The following is a 14290-nucleotide window of genomic DNA, read 5'->3' as shown; positions in this document are numbered from 1 at the left end:
CCGCTTGATGCCCTCATGCCCTTAACCGATCTGATGGCGGCCGTGCGCACCGTGGTGTCGCCGGCCGCCGATCGCGACACCGTTCTGCACACTGCCGCCGATCTGTTGTCCTGCCGCCAGGCCGGCGCCGACGAGCTCTACGCCAACCTGTGCGAGCGCGAGGCCCTGGGCAGCACCGCCATCGGCCACGGTATCGCCATCCCGCATGGACGCTGCCCCAACCTGACCGAGCCCCGTGGCGCCTTGCTGCGCCTGGATGCTCCGGTGGCCTTCGGCGGCGAGGAACCGGTGGACCTGGTGTTCGCTATGGCGGTGCCGGCGCACTACACCCATCAACACCTGATGCTGTTGTCGGAACTGGCCGAACGCTTCTCCGATGCGCAGTTCCGTCAGCAACTGCGCGCCGCGCCGGATGCCGAAGCGCTGATGGCCCTGCTCACCGACTCCCCGCCGCCACAGGCCAGCGCGGCATGAATACCGCCATCACCGCACGCGAACTGTTCGACCAGCAGCGCGACAAGCTGGCGCTGCGCTGGGTCGCCGGGCAGAAGGGCGAGCACCGCGAGATCCAGGCCGGCAGCAATAACGCGCGCCGTCCTTCGCTGGCCGGCTACCTCAATGTGATCTACCCGAACAAGGTGCAGATCCTTGGCACCGAAGAGTTGGCCTGGCTGGATTCGCTGGATGCGCGCCAGCGTTGGGAAACCATCGAAAAGATCATCCAGGTACAGCCGCTGGCGCTGGCGATCAGCAAGAACCAGTCGTGCCCGGAAGACCTGCGCGCGGCCGCCGACGAATCCAATACCCCGTTGTGGATCTCGCCCAAGCGCGGCCACGAACTGCTCAACCACCTCTCCTACCACCTGGCGCGCACGCTGGCGCCGCGGGTCACGCTGCACGGCGTGTTCATGGAGATCTACTCGATCGGCGTGCTGATCACCGGCGAAGCCGGCTCGGGCAAGAGCGAGCTGGCGCTGGAGCTGCTCAGCCGCGGCCACCGCCTGGTGGCCGACGATGCGCCCGAGTTCACCCAGATCGCCCCCGACGTGCTCGACGGCACCTGCCCCGAACTGTTGCAGGACCTGCTGGAGGTGCGTGGCCTGGGCGTGCTGAACGTGCGCGACATGTTCGGCGACACTGCGGTGAAGAAGAACAAGTACCTGCGCCTGATCGTGCACCTGACCCGGCCGATGACCGAACCCACTCCGTCCGGCTACGAACGCCTGACCGGCGATTCCGGCAGCCGCCACGTGCTGGACCTGGACGTGCCGCTGATCACCCTGCCGGTGATGCCCGGGCGCAACCTGGCGGTGCTGACCGAGGCGGCCACCCGGCTGCACATCCTGCGCACCAAGGGCATCGACCCGGCGGCGATGTTCATCGCCCGCCACAGCAACCTGCTGGAGCGGCGCACGCCATGAGCACTGCGCCCTCCTCGCTGATGATCGTGAGCGGGCTGTCCGGCTCGGGCAAATCGGTCGCGCTGAAGACCTTCGAAGACCTGGACTACTACTGTTCGGACAACCTGCCGGTGGAGCTGCTGCCGGATTTCGTCAAGAGCCGCCTGCGCGGCAATCCGCTGGGCGACCAGCGGCTGGCGGTCGGCATCGACGTGCGCAGCCGTAGCGATCTGACCCAGCTGGCGCAGTGGCGCCAGGCCGCGCAGGAATACGGCATCGAAGCGCGCCTGCTGTTCTTCGAAGCCAGCGACGAGGCGCTGATCAAGCGCTACGCCGACACCCGCCGCCGTCATCCGCTGAGCCATCTCGGCCTGGCGCTGCCGGAGGCGATCACCCGCGAGCGTCAGTTGGCCGAGCCGCTGCGCCTGCAGGCCGATGCCATCATCGACACCAGCACGCTCAACGTGCACCAGTTGCGCCGCCGCGTGGTCACCGAATTCGCGCTCGGCTCCAACGACCGCCTGTCGCTGTTGTTCGAATCGTTTGCCTACAAGCGCGGTGTGCCGGCCGAGGCCGACTTCGTGTTCGATGCGCGCGTGCTGCCCAACCCGCACTGGGATCCGGAGTTGCGCCCGCTCACCGGCCGCGATGCCGGCGTGCGCGAGTACCTGGACAACGAAGCCGATGTGCAGCGCTACAGCGCGCAGATCGTGGACCTGCTGGACACCTGGCTGCCGCGCCTGCGCAACGACACCCGCAGCTACGTGACGATTGCTTTTGGCTGCACCGGCGGCAAGCACCGCTCGGTGTACATGGCCGAGCGCATGGCCCGGCACGCGCGCGAGCAGGGCTGGCCGGAAGTGGCGACGTTTCATCGCGAGCAGGACTGAGGGGCTGGGATTTGGGATTTGGGATTTGGGATTTGGGATTCGGGATTTGGGATTTGGGATTCGGGATTCGGGATTCGGGAATCGTCAAAGCGGTATCCGGGGGTCTGTGGCTGCATGCATCCGTGGGGATGTTGCGGATGCACGATCCTTTTTGAATCTGGGTGTTTGTGGATGGCTTTGGTTGGGTGGGTGCTTTGGAGCGTCGCCGCTCTGCATCCGGCGCTGCTGGATGACTGATGTGACTGAAACGTCGCTCTGCGCTTTCGCGCTACGTGCTCGCGACGTTGCGTTCAAAGTGTGGCTGGTGGCATGGGCCATGCGTCGCCCTGTTCCACTGCTCCTGTCGCAGGCATTGCAGCGTTCGCTTGCGAGCTGGTCTGCATCGGCAATGCCGCCCATGTCACGGATGGGCGCGCGCAGGGCTGAAAAACGCGATCGCTGCGCAGGGCCACGCCGGTCGCCGCGATGGAGCTAAACGGCTATTCAGTTCGCAACACATCGGTGCAGGCAAACGCTATCGCGCGGTCGTGCCGACCTGTTAACGTTTCGACATGGCCTGTGGCATTCTCCTCATTACTCATCCCGGCATCGGCGCGGCGTTGTTGAACGTGGCGACGGGGCTGTTGCGGCAGCTGCCGCTGAAGACCGAAGCGTTCGACGTACCGTTCGATGCAGACCTGGACGCCTTGCTGCCCCAGGCCTCGTCGGCGATGCGACGGGTCGACGGCGGCGACGGCGTGCTGGTCATGACCGACCTGTACGGCGCCAGCCCCAGCAATCTCGCCAGCCGGTTGGCAAAGCTCGGTACGCCGGTTCGTCGCGTGTCCGCACTGAGCCTGCCGATGCTGCTGCGGGTGATGAATTACCCCGAACAAGGTTTGCAGGAACTGCCCGCCACCGCGGCGGCAGGTACCCGCAACGGAGCGATCATCGACGATGCTTGAACGCGAACTCATTGTGTCCAACCGACTCGGACTGCATGCGCGGGCGACCGCCAAGCTTGTGCAGACGCTGTCGTCCTTTCGCAGCAACGCCACGCTGGCGGCCAAGGGCCGCGAAGTGAACGCCAAGAGCATCATGGGCGTGATGCTGCTGGCCGCCGGCCAGGGCACCAGCGTGGTGGTGCGGCTGGATGGCGAAGACGAGACCGAGGCCTTGCAGGCGCTGGTGGAGTTGTTCGAGCGCCGTTTCGACGAGGACAGCTGAGCATGCGCGGCGTCGGTGCCGTAGCGGCCGACACGGCGCGGCTGCGCCCGGGGCGCGCATGAGTCTGCGCCTGCGCGGACACGGCGCCGCACGCGGCAATGCACTCGGGCGCGCGCGGGTGCGCCAGAGCCACACGCTGGAAGTGGCCGAGCAGCGCGTGCCGGCCAGCCAGGTGGAGGCGCAGTTGCAGCGCCTGCACACCGCCATCGAGGCGGCACGCGGCGAGATGCAGCAATTGCGCGACCGCCTGCATGGCGCGCTGGCGCGCGAGGTCGGCGAATTTCTCGAGCTGCATGCATTGTTGCTGGACGATCCGGAACTGTTGCAGGGCCTGGACGAGCTGATCCGCACCCATCGCTACAGCGCCGACTACGCCCTGCGCGTACAACGCGACCGGCTGGCGGCGGTGTTCGACGGCATGGAAGACGCTTACCTCAAGAGCCGCATGGACGACCTGGACCATGTGATCGGGCGCATCCACGCGTTCCTGCACAAGCGCGCACCCGACCTCAAGGGCGTGGCCGGCGAGATCCTGGTCTGCGACAACGTCGCCCCGTCCGAACTGGCGCAGCTGCAGGCCCAAGGCGTGGTCGGTATCGTCACCACCGCCGGCAGCGCGCTGTCGCATAGCGCGATCCTGGCGCGCAGCCTGCACCTGCCGCTGGTGGTGGGCGTCAGCGAGGCAGTGCAGAAGATCGACGATGGCGATGTGCTGATCGTCGATGCCGGTTCCGGCCAGGTGATCGTGGATCCCACGCCCGAGCATCTGCGCGGCTACCGCGAGCGCCTGCGCGCGCTGGCCAAGGAACAGCGCGAGCTGGGGCGGCTGCGCTCCAAGCCCACGCGCACGCGCGACAACGTCGACATCACCCTGCTCGCCAACGCCGAATCGCTGGAAGACGTGGCGCGCGCGCATGCCTTGGGCGCCAGCGGGCTGGGGCTATATCGCACCGAATTCCTGTTCCTGCAGCGCAACGAGCTGCCAGACGAAGACGAGCAGTTCCAGGCCTACCGCGACACCGTACTGGGCATGAGCGGCCGGCCGGTCACCATCCGCACGCTGGACCTGGGCGCCGACAAGGCCGACCGCACCGGGTTGACGCTGAGCGACGAGGACAATCCGGCGCTGGGCCTGCGCGGGGTGCGCCTGTCGCTGGCCCGGCCGACGGTGGCGCAGACGCAGCTGCGCGCGATCCTGCGCGCCTCCGGCTACGGGCCGGTGCGCATCCTGGTGCCCATGGTCAGCGGCCGCGAAGAGATCCAGTTGCTGCGCAAGCAGCTGAAGAAGCTGAGCGTGCAGTTGCGCGCCGAAGGCCACGAGATCGCCGAGCACATTGCGCTGGGCGCGATGATCGAAGTGCCCGCCGCGGCGCTAGCGCTGGACTGCTTCATCGACGATATCGATTTCCTGTCGATCGGCACCAACGATCTAGTGCAGTATCTGCTGGCAGTGGACCGCAACAACGAGGCACTGGGCGAGCTGTATTCGCCCTTGCATCCGGCGGTGCTGCGACTGATCGCGCAGGTGATCGCCACCGGACGCAGGGACGGCAAGCCGGTGGCGGTGTGCGGCGAAATCGCCGGCGACCCGCGCTTCGTGCCGATGTTGCTGGCGCTGGGGCTCACCGAGTTCAGCCTGCATCCGGCCACCTTGCTGGAAGTACGCCGCGCCATTCGCGACAGCCATCTGGGCGAACTGCGCACGCATGGCGACAAACTGCTGCGCGCGCGCGACCGCAAGGGCATCGAGAAATGGCTGGCGGCCATCGCGCAAGGCGGCAGCGGCAAAAGCAGCTAGAACAGCGCTGCTGCGCATCCTTCTCCCGCTTGCGGGGAAGCTGCCCGCAGGGCGGATGGGGGCGCTGCGCCGATCATCGACCTGGCAATCGATCACCCGGTCAATGCTCACAGCGCACTCGGGTTCGTCGTGGCTGCATGCAGCGTTTGCCAAGCGCGCCAGCACGCCGGCGGCGGCCCATCGATCGTCCGCAAGCGCGCCGGCACTGTATGTTTCGTCACCGCGCGCAAGCGATAATGCCGCGCTGACCCAGCACCGCGTCCACTGACGGCGCGTCCACTCTTCCGGGAGCCGCGCATGGCCGAAGCCGTCCGCCACGACAAGACCGCGCGCCAGCTGCGATTGCTGTCCGACGCGCTGGACAGCGGACGCCTGGGGCCGGTGCGCCGGTTGGTCAACACACTGGCGCCGGCGGAGATCGGCAACCTGCTCGAATCGCTGCCGCCGGGCAAGCGCGAAGTGGTGTGGGGGCTGGTCGACCCGGAAGACGATGGCGAGGTGCTGCTGCACGTCGGCGATGAGGTGCGCGAAAGCCTGCTGGCCGACATGGACCCGGACGAAATCGTCGCCGCGGTCGAAGACCTGGACATCGACGACCTGGCCAACCTGGTCGAGGACCTGCCCGACACCGTCATCGACGAAGTGCTCAAGTCGATGGATCGCGAGAACCGCGAACGGCTGGAGCAAGTGCTGTCGTATCCGGAAGACACCGCCGGCCGCCTGATGAATCCGGACGTGGTGACGGTGCGCGCCGACGTCAACGTCGATGTGGTGCTGCGCTATCTGCGCCTGCGCGGCGAGCTGCCCGACCATACCGACCACCTGTACGTGGTGAGCCGTCGCCACCAGTATCTGGGCCGCGTGCCATTGGCAGCGCTGGTCACCCACGAGGACAGTACCCCGGTCAACCGGCTGATCGACGACGAGCAGCCAGCCATCGACGTGGGCGACGGCTCGGACGAGGTGGCACGCCGCTTCTCCGACCACGACTGGATCTCCGCGCCGGTGGTGGACGACAACAACATCCTGCTCGGCCGCATCACCATCGACGACGTGGTGGACATCATCCGCGAGCAGGCCGAGCATCAGGCGTTGAGCGCCGCCGGCCTGGACGAGGACGAGGACATGTTCAGCCCGGCGCGGCGCGCGTTCCGGCGCCGCCTGATCTGGCTGGGCATCAACCTGTGCACCGCCTTCCTGGCCTCCAGCGTGGTCAGCCAGTTCGAGGGCACCATCGAAAAACTGGTCGCGCTGGCAGCGCTGATGCCGATCGTGGCCGGCATGGGCGGCAACGCCGGCACCCAGGTGCTGGCGCTGATGGTGCGCGGTCTGGCGCTGGGGCAGATCGGCTCGTCCAATGTGATGACGCTGCTTAAGAAGGAACTCACCGTGGCGCTGATCAACGGGCTGTGCCTGGGCATCGGGCTTGGCCTGATCGTCCTGGTCTGGTTCCGCCAGCCGATGCTGTCGCTAGTGATCGGCACCGCACTGACCGCCAACATGCTCACTGCCGCCTTCGGCGGGGTGCTGGTGCCGGTGACGCTCAAGCGCCTGGGCTTCGATCCGGCATTGGCGGGCGGGGTGATCCTGACCACGCTGACCGACGTGATGGGCTTTTTGAGCTTCCTGGGCCTTGCCACCTTGATCCTGCTGCCCTGACCGCCTGCAGCAGCGATCATGCCTGCCGGCATCGGCCATCCTGGCGTCGCATGAATCGACGGCACCCACCGCCGCCGCGTGACGTGCCAGCGCACGTGCATGCGGTAATACTGCAGACCTGTACTGGATGGAGAGTCGTGCGTGATCTTACGTTGCGTCGTACTTGGACTGTTTGCATTGGTGCTTGCCGGCTGCTCCAGCATGGGTGAGCGTCGCCACGATGGCCGCAGCGGCCACTTCGTCAGCCGCACCTTGCAGATGGAAGGCCGGCTGTATCGCTATCAGGTGTTTGTCCCGGCCGCCAAGTCGGCGCGACCGTTGCCGATCGTGTTGTTCCTGCATGGTTCGGGCGAACGTGGCGACAACGGACGCGACCAGGCCGAGGTCGGAGTAGGCCCCTACCTGAGCGAACACACCGCCCGGTTTCCGGCGCTGGTGGTGTTGCCGCAGGTGCCCGACAACGAAGAATGGCTGGGCATCAACGCACGCATGGCCATCGCCACGCTGGATGCCGCCAGCGCCGAATTCGCTGCCGACCCGCAGCGCACGTATCTGACCGGCATCTCGATGGGCGGATATGGCGCATGGGAAATCGGCCTGATGCAGCCGCAGCGCTTTGCCGCGATCGTGCCCATCTGCGGCGCGCTCAAGGCTCCGCGCGATGAGCGCCGCACACTGTATGTGAGCCTGGTGGCCAAGGAAGCAGACCCGTATACGGCAGCAGTCACCCAGCTTCGGCACGTGCCGATCTGGACCTTCCACGGCGCCAAGGACACCTCCGTGCCACCGCATGACGACCGCGCGCTGTACCGCGCCGCGAAAGGCGTGGGCGCCAACCTGCGCTACAGCGAATATCCGGAAGGCAACCACAACGTCTGGGACGCGACCTACGCGGACCCGGCGATGTGGGAGTGGATGTTCAAGCAGCACCTGCGCTGAGAGCGGCGTTACAGCGCGATGGCGCGATGCGTGCCTGGCGCCTGGCTCGATGGTGGCGACGGCGACCAGCGCATGCCGTCGTCGTCGCATGGTGCCCCCAAAGGCACCGCATGCCGCGCCCATCGCCTGGCGGCTGCGCGGCGCGTGCGCGCCGGCTGCCGACCATCAATGGTGGTAGCCGGTCTCGGCGGTGATCTTGCCGCGGAACACGCGGTAAGACCACACCGTGTAGCCCAGGATCAACGGCAGCAACATGACCAGCCCCACCATCGCGAACAGCTGCGAGGACGGCGGCGCGGCCGCCTGCCAGAGGGTGTAGACCGGCGGCACCAGGTACGGCCACATGCCCAGCACCAGGCCGAGGAAGCCGAGCACGAACAAGCCCATCGCCAGCAGGAACGGCGGCGCATCCGCACGCCCGGTCTCGCTCGCGCGCCACAGTGCATAACCCACCACGGCAACCAGCACCGGTACCGGCATCAACCACAGGTAATGCGCATCGTTGAACCAGCGCTCCATCACATGCGATTGCAGCGATGGCAGCCAGGCGCTGACCAGGCCGATGAAGACCAGCACGCTGAGCGTCAACGGCCGGGTCAGCTGCCGCGCCAGCTGCTGCACATGGCCTTCGGTCTTGAGGATCAGCCAGGTGCTGCCGAGCAGCGCATAGCCGAACACCAGGGCCGCGCCGGTCAGCATCGCGAACGGGCTGAACCAGCCCCAGATGCCGCCGACATAGCGGTCGTTCTCGATCGGCAGGCCCTGCACCAGCGCGCCCAGGATCACGCCCTGCGCAAAGGTGGCCAGGATCGAGCCGGCCGCGAAGGCATTGCTCCACAGCCGCCGCGAGCGCTGCGCCTTGAAGCGGAACTCGAACGCCACCCCGCGGAACACCAGCGCCATCACCATCAGCAGCACCGGCAGATACAGCGCCGACAGGATCACCGCATAGGCCTTGGGAAAGGCGGCCAGCAGCCCTGCCCCGCCCAGCACCAGCCAGGTTTCATTGCCGTCCCAGATCGGCGCGGCGGTGTTCATCATCAGGTCCAGCTGCGCCTCGTCGCGGCGGAACGGGGCCAGGATGCCGATGCCCAGCACGAAGCCGTCCAGCACCACGTACATCAGCACGCCGAAGCCGATCACCGCAAACCACGCCACGGGCAACAGGGTCGTCATGTCCATCAGGCAGCTCCATCGATCGGTTCGTCCGCGGCCGATAGCGGCCGTGCGGGCGTGTGTTCGCCATGGTCCAACTGCGGCGCATCGTGCGGGGTCGGCCCGATCTTGCCGATCTTGACCAGGTACCAGATGCCCCAGCCGAAGACGAACGCGTAGCCGGCCACATACACCGATAGCGAGATGGCAGTCATCAGCGCCGACTGCGGGCCCACCGCGTCGGCGGTGCGCAGCAGGCCGTAGACCACATACGGCTGGCGGCCCATTTCAGTGACGAACCAGCCAGAAATCAGCGCGATGAAGCCGCTCGGCAACATCCAGCGCCAGGTCGCCAGCAACCAGCGCCACTGCACCAGCGTGCCGCGCCACAACGCGAACGCCGACACCCAGGCCACCAACAGCATCAGCGAGCCGATCCCGACCATGATGCGGAAGGCGAAGAACACCGGCGTCACCGGCGGGCGGTCGGCGGCCGGCACCGAGCTCAGCGGCGCGATGTCGCCGTCCAGGCTGTGGGTCAGGATCAGGCTGCCCAGGCGCGGAATCGCCAGCTCGTAGTCGTTGCGTTCGGCCTGCGCGTTGGGCACGGCGAAGACCACCAGCGGGAAGCCCTTGCCGGGTTCTTCGGCGTGCCAGTGCGCCTCCATCGCCGCGATCTTCATCGGCTGATGCTTGAGCGTATTCAACCCATGCATGTCGCCGACGAAGATCTGCAGCGGCACGGTGATGGCCGCGAACACCACCGCCAGCTTGAGCATGCGCAGGCCCGCCTCGCGATGCACGCCACGGTGCAGATACCAGGCACCCACCGCGCCGACCACAAAACAGGTGGTGATGAACGAGCCCAGCGCCATATGCGCAAGCCGATACGGAAACGAGGGGTTGAAGATGATCTTCAGCCACTCCACCGGATGCACGATGCCATCGATGACCTCGTAGCCGGCGGGTGTCTGCAGCCAGCTGTTGGACGACAGGATCCAGAACGTGGACAACAGCGTGCCCAGTGCCACCATGCAGGTGGCGAAAAAATGCAGGCGTTCGGAAATGCGGCCCCAGCCAAACATCATCACGCCCAGGAAGCTCGCTTCCAGGAAGAACGCGGTGAGGACCTCGTAGCTCAGCAGCGGGCCGATCACGCTGCCGGCGATGCGGCTCAGCTCCGGCCAGTTGGCGCCGAACTGGAAGGCCATCACGATGCCGCTGACCACTCCCATGCCGAACGACACGGCGAAGATCTTCTGCCAGAAGAAATACAGCTCGCGCCACACCGGCAGGCGGGTGCGCAACCAGCGCCATTCCAGGAACGCCAGCAGGCTGGAGAGGCCGATGGTGAACGCAGGAAACAGCACGTGGAACGCAATGACGAATCCGAACTGGATCCGCGACAGCAGCAAGGCGTCCATGGAGCAACCTCCAGGCAAATGAGAAGACCACCCACGCGTCAGTGCAGAGCGATTGCCGCCATGCCTGCGGTAATCGGGATCGCGACCGACTGCGCTACGCCTTCATGATAGGGACGCTAGAGCACGTTCCCGATGCGACACGGCGTCGCATCTGCGTCAAACCGTCGCGCCCTTGCTGCACAGCCTGCGCTGCAATGGCAGGCGGCATTGTGATGGGCAGGATCGCGGCAGCCCCGTGTGCTGGCTGCGGCCATCACCACGGGTCGCAATCGCCCGATGCACGACGCTGCGCACGCCCGCGCCTTGCTGACTGCGTCGGCATGCGTGGGCATCGGGAGTGGCAATCACCAAGCGTTCTCCACAAGCCTGGCCTGCTGCGCCGTCAAGCCTGCGGCGCAGCACGGCGGTGTGGCGTGCGGTCGCGTTGACTACTGTATATTGCGGCTCCGCCGGGCGATTTCGCTAGCCACCGCGATGGCGACGGTCAGGACCACCATCGACAGGAACTGCGTCCGCGTCTCGGCCGAGCCGGCCAGCAGCACGAAGATCACGCCCAGGATCGCCAACGCCAGCACGGTCAAAAAGGGATAGCCGCGCATCCGAAACGGCAATGCAATGCCGGTGCGATCGGCGCGGGCGCGCAGGATCAGCTGCGACAGCAGCGAGATCGTCCACACCAGCAGGCAGGTGGCACCGACGATATTGAGCAGCACCGGCAACACCTTGTTGGGATACAGCAGCTCCAGTGCGGCGGCCGCAAAGCCGAACAACACGCTGGCAATTACCGCCGTCAACGGCACCTGCTCGCGGCTGGTCCTGGCGAGCACGCGCGGCGCTTCGCCGCGCTGGGCCAACGAGAAGATCATGCGCGACGCGCCATACAGGTTGGCGTTGAGCGCCGACAGCAGCGCCACCACCGCCACCAGGGTGATCGCAGTGGCCGCGCCGGGAATGCGCGCCACGTCCAGCACTGCGGCAAAGGGCGAGCCGAGCGCCTTGCTGGTCCACGGCACCACTGCCACGATCACGCTGATCGAACCGATGTAGAACACCAGGATGCGCCAGGCCACGGTGCGGATGGTGCGCGCCAGGCTGCGCCCGGGGTCGGCGGTTTCCGCCGCCGCCACCGCCACGATCTCGGTGCCACCGAAAGCGAACACCACCACCAGCAGGGCTGCGCCGACGCCGGCCAGCCCATTGGGCGCAAATCCGCCGTTCCGGGTGAAGTTGGACAGGCCCGGCGAGGTCACGCCGGGCAGCCAGCCGGCCAGCAAGGCCAAGCCGATCAGCAGGAACACCACGATCGCCACGACCTTGAGAATGGCGAACCAGAATTCGAATTCGCCGAAATTGCGCACGCCCAGCAGGTTGATCGCGGTGAAGGTCGCCATGAACAGCAGCGCCAGCAAGGGCACCGGCAACGCCGGCCAGACGGTCGCGAGCAGGCCGGCGGCGCCGACCGCCTCGGCTGCGATCACCACCACCACCTGGAACCACCACAGCCAGCCCACCGTGGCGCCAGCGGTCGGGCCCATTGCATCGGCCGCATACACCGAGAAGGCGCCGCTGGTCGGCTTGGCGGCCGCCATCTCGCCCAGCGCGTTCATCACGATGATCACCAGGGCACCGGCGATCAGGTAGGACACCAGCACCGCCGGCCCGGCTGCCTGGATGCCGACGCCCGAACCCAGGAACAGCCCGGCACCGATGGCGGTGCCCAGGCCCATCATCATCAACTGCCGCGGTTTGAGCGCATGGCGCAACGCAGGCGCGGCGGTCGAAGCGTTCTGGGCAACAGGTTCGGTCGGAAGCGACATGGACGGCATCGGAGAGGTGGTAGCGCGACACGATACCGCGTCGCGGCGCCGGCCGCGCCTCTTGACGCAGCCGCCTCATCCAGGCTGACGGTGTGGTGGCCGCGTTACGCATGGCGCCCGCGCCCGACCCAATGGACACAGGACGAGGCGGCCCGCTCTGCTGCGGTGCACACCCATCGGGGCGATGGTGCCGGTGATGCGGACAAGAAACGTGCTGCATGCCAAGCATGCGCGAGATCTGCATCTGTGCACGGCCGCCAGATCGCCCGGCTGCTTCTGGAGGCGGCGGCTCCGCGCACCCTCGCGCGAGCGGCACGTGGATCTATCTGAAGCCCTCGCCATCTAGTGGACCGGTCGCCATGGCGCAAAGCGCTCTGCATCCTAGCGCGGACTGCTACGCCACGACTCTTGCGCGCCATCATCGGTATCAGCCAGTCAGTGCCTACCGGGGCGTGGCGTTCGGCAACAGGCGATCAGCCTGCCTCGCGCTGCAGGCTGCGATGGACGCAGCTATCCCACGCATGCACGCCACTACGCTACTGCAAGGTCGCGTATCGCCACCCCATCCAGCGGAGCAGTGCGTCTGGCACGCGCCGCGAGCTGGCGCATCGCGAAGAATTTCGTGGCGGCGCCTTCCTCACCCGCAAGCAGCAAGCTGCGATGGCTGCAGCCATTCCGGGCCTGCGCTGGATTCTGCGAAAGTCGGCCGGTAGACCCGGCGCAGGTCTCTGACGACATTGCCGCTCATAAAAATCCCCGGCAGTGCCGGGGATTCTTGGCTGAGCCGCTGCGCTGGCGCTTACTCCGCCAGGTTCTTGCCCGCACCCGCGGTGGCGATCACCTTGGCCTTGACCTGCGCGGCCGGGGTGACGGTGTAGGTGTAACCCAGTGGTTCGGGGAAGACCTTGGAGCTGATCCAGGTGGTGGCATTGGCGTACGGCTTGCTGCCGTCCGGTGTGCTCCAGGTGATGCCGCTGCCCACGTAGTTGTTGATCAGGTCCCAATAGCCGATCTCGCTGCTGTCGCGCGAGGTCACCGGGTTCTTGATGTTCTCGAAGTAGTTGGACTCGATCTTGGCCACGCCGCCCATGCGCACATTGATGCCGGAGGTGGTGACGTTGTTGAAGTAGTTGCTGTAGATGTGGCTCAGGCCACGGCGCTGCAGCGGCACGCGCGATTCCACGTTCTCGAAGCGGTTGTGGTGATAGGTGGTGCGTGCCGCCGAATTCTTGGTGTCGCTATCGCTGAAGCCGTTGAGCGCGACCTTCTGATAATTGTAGACATGGTTGTAGGACACGGTGACGTGGTGCACGCCCTTTTTCATGTCGATGCCGCCATCGAAGGAGGCATCGCCGGCGCCGGAGCACTTGGTGAGCGAGGCGAACACGGTGTTGTGGTCGACCCAGATCCTGGACGGCTCGCCGCTGGAGTTGCCCTCCAGCGAAATCGAATCGGCATCTTCACCGCCGGGCAGCAGGCCGATGGTCATGTTCTGGATGATGACGTTGTGCGCATTGCCCACCACGCGCAGACCGAAGTTTGCCGCCGACCCGTTCGCGCCCTTGATGGTGACGTCGCTCTTGTTCTTGATCTGCACGGTCTTGGCCGGCAGTTTCCACTGCGCGCAGACGTCCTTGATGGTGCCGAAGTCGAACTTGCCGGTGTAGTTGAGCACCAGCCCGCCGCTGCCGGAATAACTGTCGATCGCCGCCTGCATCGCTTCGAAGGTGGCCACGTTGACCGGTGTCTTGTTGCCGCCGCCGGTGGTGGCGGCGCCGTATCCGACCGGACCGGCGATGGTGCCCGCGGCGCAGGCGGACAGTGCGAGCGCAACAGCGCCCTGAAGCATCTTGCTGGTCATGCAGCCTCTCCCAAAGATGTCGATGAGCGACGCATGCCGCCTGCGCAGTGGCAGCGGCGACAGCGACGCGTTACGTGGGGGGCTGCATTCTTCGCGCGATTTAAAACATAAAACAATTATCAATAGCTGAAATTTTGACGC

At 66.4% G+C, this 14290-nt stretch carries 12 protein-coding genes; 8 read left to right on the top strand and 4 right to left on the bottom strand.

The features are described from left to right. The first annotated feature begins 15 nt into the window (after positions 1–15). The 8 genes from XcodCFBP4690_RS14550 (at position 16) to XcodCFBP4690_RS14515 (ending at position 7892) form a co-directional block, all read left to right on the top strand. A complete protein-coding gene (locus XcodCFBP4690_RS14550; RefSeq protein ID WP_104541858.1) occupies positions 16–474 on the top strand; it encodes a PTS sugar transporter subunit IIA in 459 nt (152 codons plus the stop codon). Beyond that, the gene (gene hprK / locus XcodCFBP4690_RS14545; protein ID WP_064507316.1) at positions 471–1421 is read left to right on the top strand and encodes an HPr(Ser) kinase/phosphatase; all 951 of its coding nucleotides are present in this window, start codon (positions 471–473) and stop codon (positions 1419–1421) included. The genes XcodCFBP4690_RS14550 and hprK overlap by 4 nt, the downstream gene beginning before the upstream one ends. Continuing rightward, positions 1418–2290 carry an RNase adapter RapZ gene (rapZ, locus tag XcodCFBP4690_RS14540; protein ID WP_167394633.1) on the top strand — a complete coding sequence of 291 codons (873 nt, stop codon included), beginning with the start codon at positions 1418–1420 and terminating at the stop codon, positions 2288–2290. The genes hprK and rapZ overlap by 4 nt, the downstream gene beginning before the upstream one ends. Positions 2291–2841: 551 nt before the next feature. Continuing rightward, positions 2842–3234, top strand: a complete 393-nt coding sequence (locus XcodCFBP4690_RS14535; protein ID WP_104541856.1) for a PTS sugar transporter subunit IIA — start codon at positions 2842–2844, stop codon at positions 3232–3234. Beyond that, positions 3227–3496 carry an HPr family phosphocarrier protein gene (locus XcodCFBP4690_RS14530; protein ID WP_104541854.1) on the top strand — a complete coding sequence of 90 codons (270 nt, stop codon included), beginning with the start codon at positions 3227–3229 and terminating at the stop codon, positions 3494–3496. Before XcodCFBP4690_RS14535 ends, XcodCFBP4690_RS14530 begins: the two co-directional genes overlap by 8 nt. Before the next feature lie 58 nt (positions 3497–3554). Then, a complete protein-coding gene (gene ptsP / locus XcodCFBP4690_RS14525) occupies positions 3555–5294 on the top strand; it encodes a phosphoenolpyruvate--protein phosphotransferase (RefSeq protein WP_104541852.1) in 1740 nt (579 codons plus the stop codon). A 297-nt stretch (positions 5295–5591) separates the two neighbouring features. After that, a complete protein-coding gene (gene mgtE, locus XcodCFBP4690_RS14520) occupies positions 5592–6953 on the top strand; it encodes a magnesium transporter (protein WP_029218768.1) in 1362 nt (453 codons plus the stop codon). Positions 6954–7154: 201 nt separating this feature from the next. Further along, entirely contained in the window at positions 7155–7892 is a 738-nt protein-coding gene (locus XcodCFBP4690_RS14515; protein ID WP_244183663.1) for a carboxylesterase family protein, read from the top strand. A 165-nt stretch (positions 7893–8057) separates the two neighbouring features. Here XcodCFBP4690_RS14515 and cydB read toward each other — a convergent pair whose 3' ends face one another. From cydB to XcodCFBP4690_RS14495, 4 genes are all read right to left on the bottom strand, one after another. Further along, entirely contained in the window at positions 8058–9074 is a 1017-nt protein-coding gene (gene cydB / locus XcodCFBP4690_RS14510) for a cytochrome d ubiquinol oxidase subunit II (RefSeq protein ID WP_104541850.1), read from the bottom strand. Continuing rightward, positions 9074–10471, bottom strand: a complete 1398-nt coding sequence (locus XcodCFBP4690_RS14505; RefSeq protein WP_104541848.1) for a cytochrome ubiquinol oxidase subunit I — start codon at positions 10469–10471, stop codon at positions 9074–9076. Before XcodCFBP4690_RS14505 ends, cydB begins: the two co-directional genes overlap by 1 nt. Before the next feature lie 428 nt (positions 10472–10899). Beyond that, entirely contained in the window at positions 10900–12288 is a 1389-nt protein-coding gene (locus XcodCFBP4690_RS14500; protein ID WP_104541846.1) for an amino acid permease, read from the bottom strand. A 799-nt stretch (positions 12289–13087) separates the two neighbouring features. Next, positions 13088–14149 carry a pectate lyase family protein gene (locus tag XcodCFBP4690_RS14495; RefSeq protein WP_104541844.1) on the bottom strand — a complete coding sequence of 354 codons (1062 nt, stop codon included), beginning with the start codon at positions 14147–14149 and terminating at the stop codon, positions 13088–13090. Between the last annotated feature and the right edge of the window lie 141 nt (positions 14150–14290).

The organism is Xanthomonas codiaei (assembly GCF_002939785.1).
GTDB classification, from domain to species: Bacteria; Pseudomonadota; Gammaproteobacteria; order Xanthomonadales; family Xanthomonadaceae; genus Xanthomonas; species Xanthomonas codiaei.
This window is presented reverse-complemented; position numbering and strand designations above follow the sequence as displayed.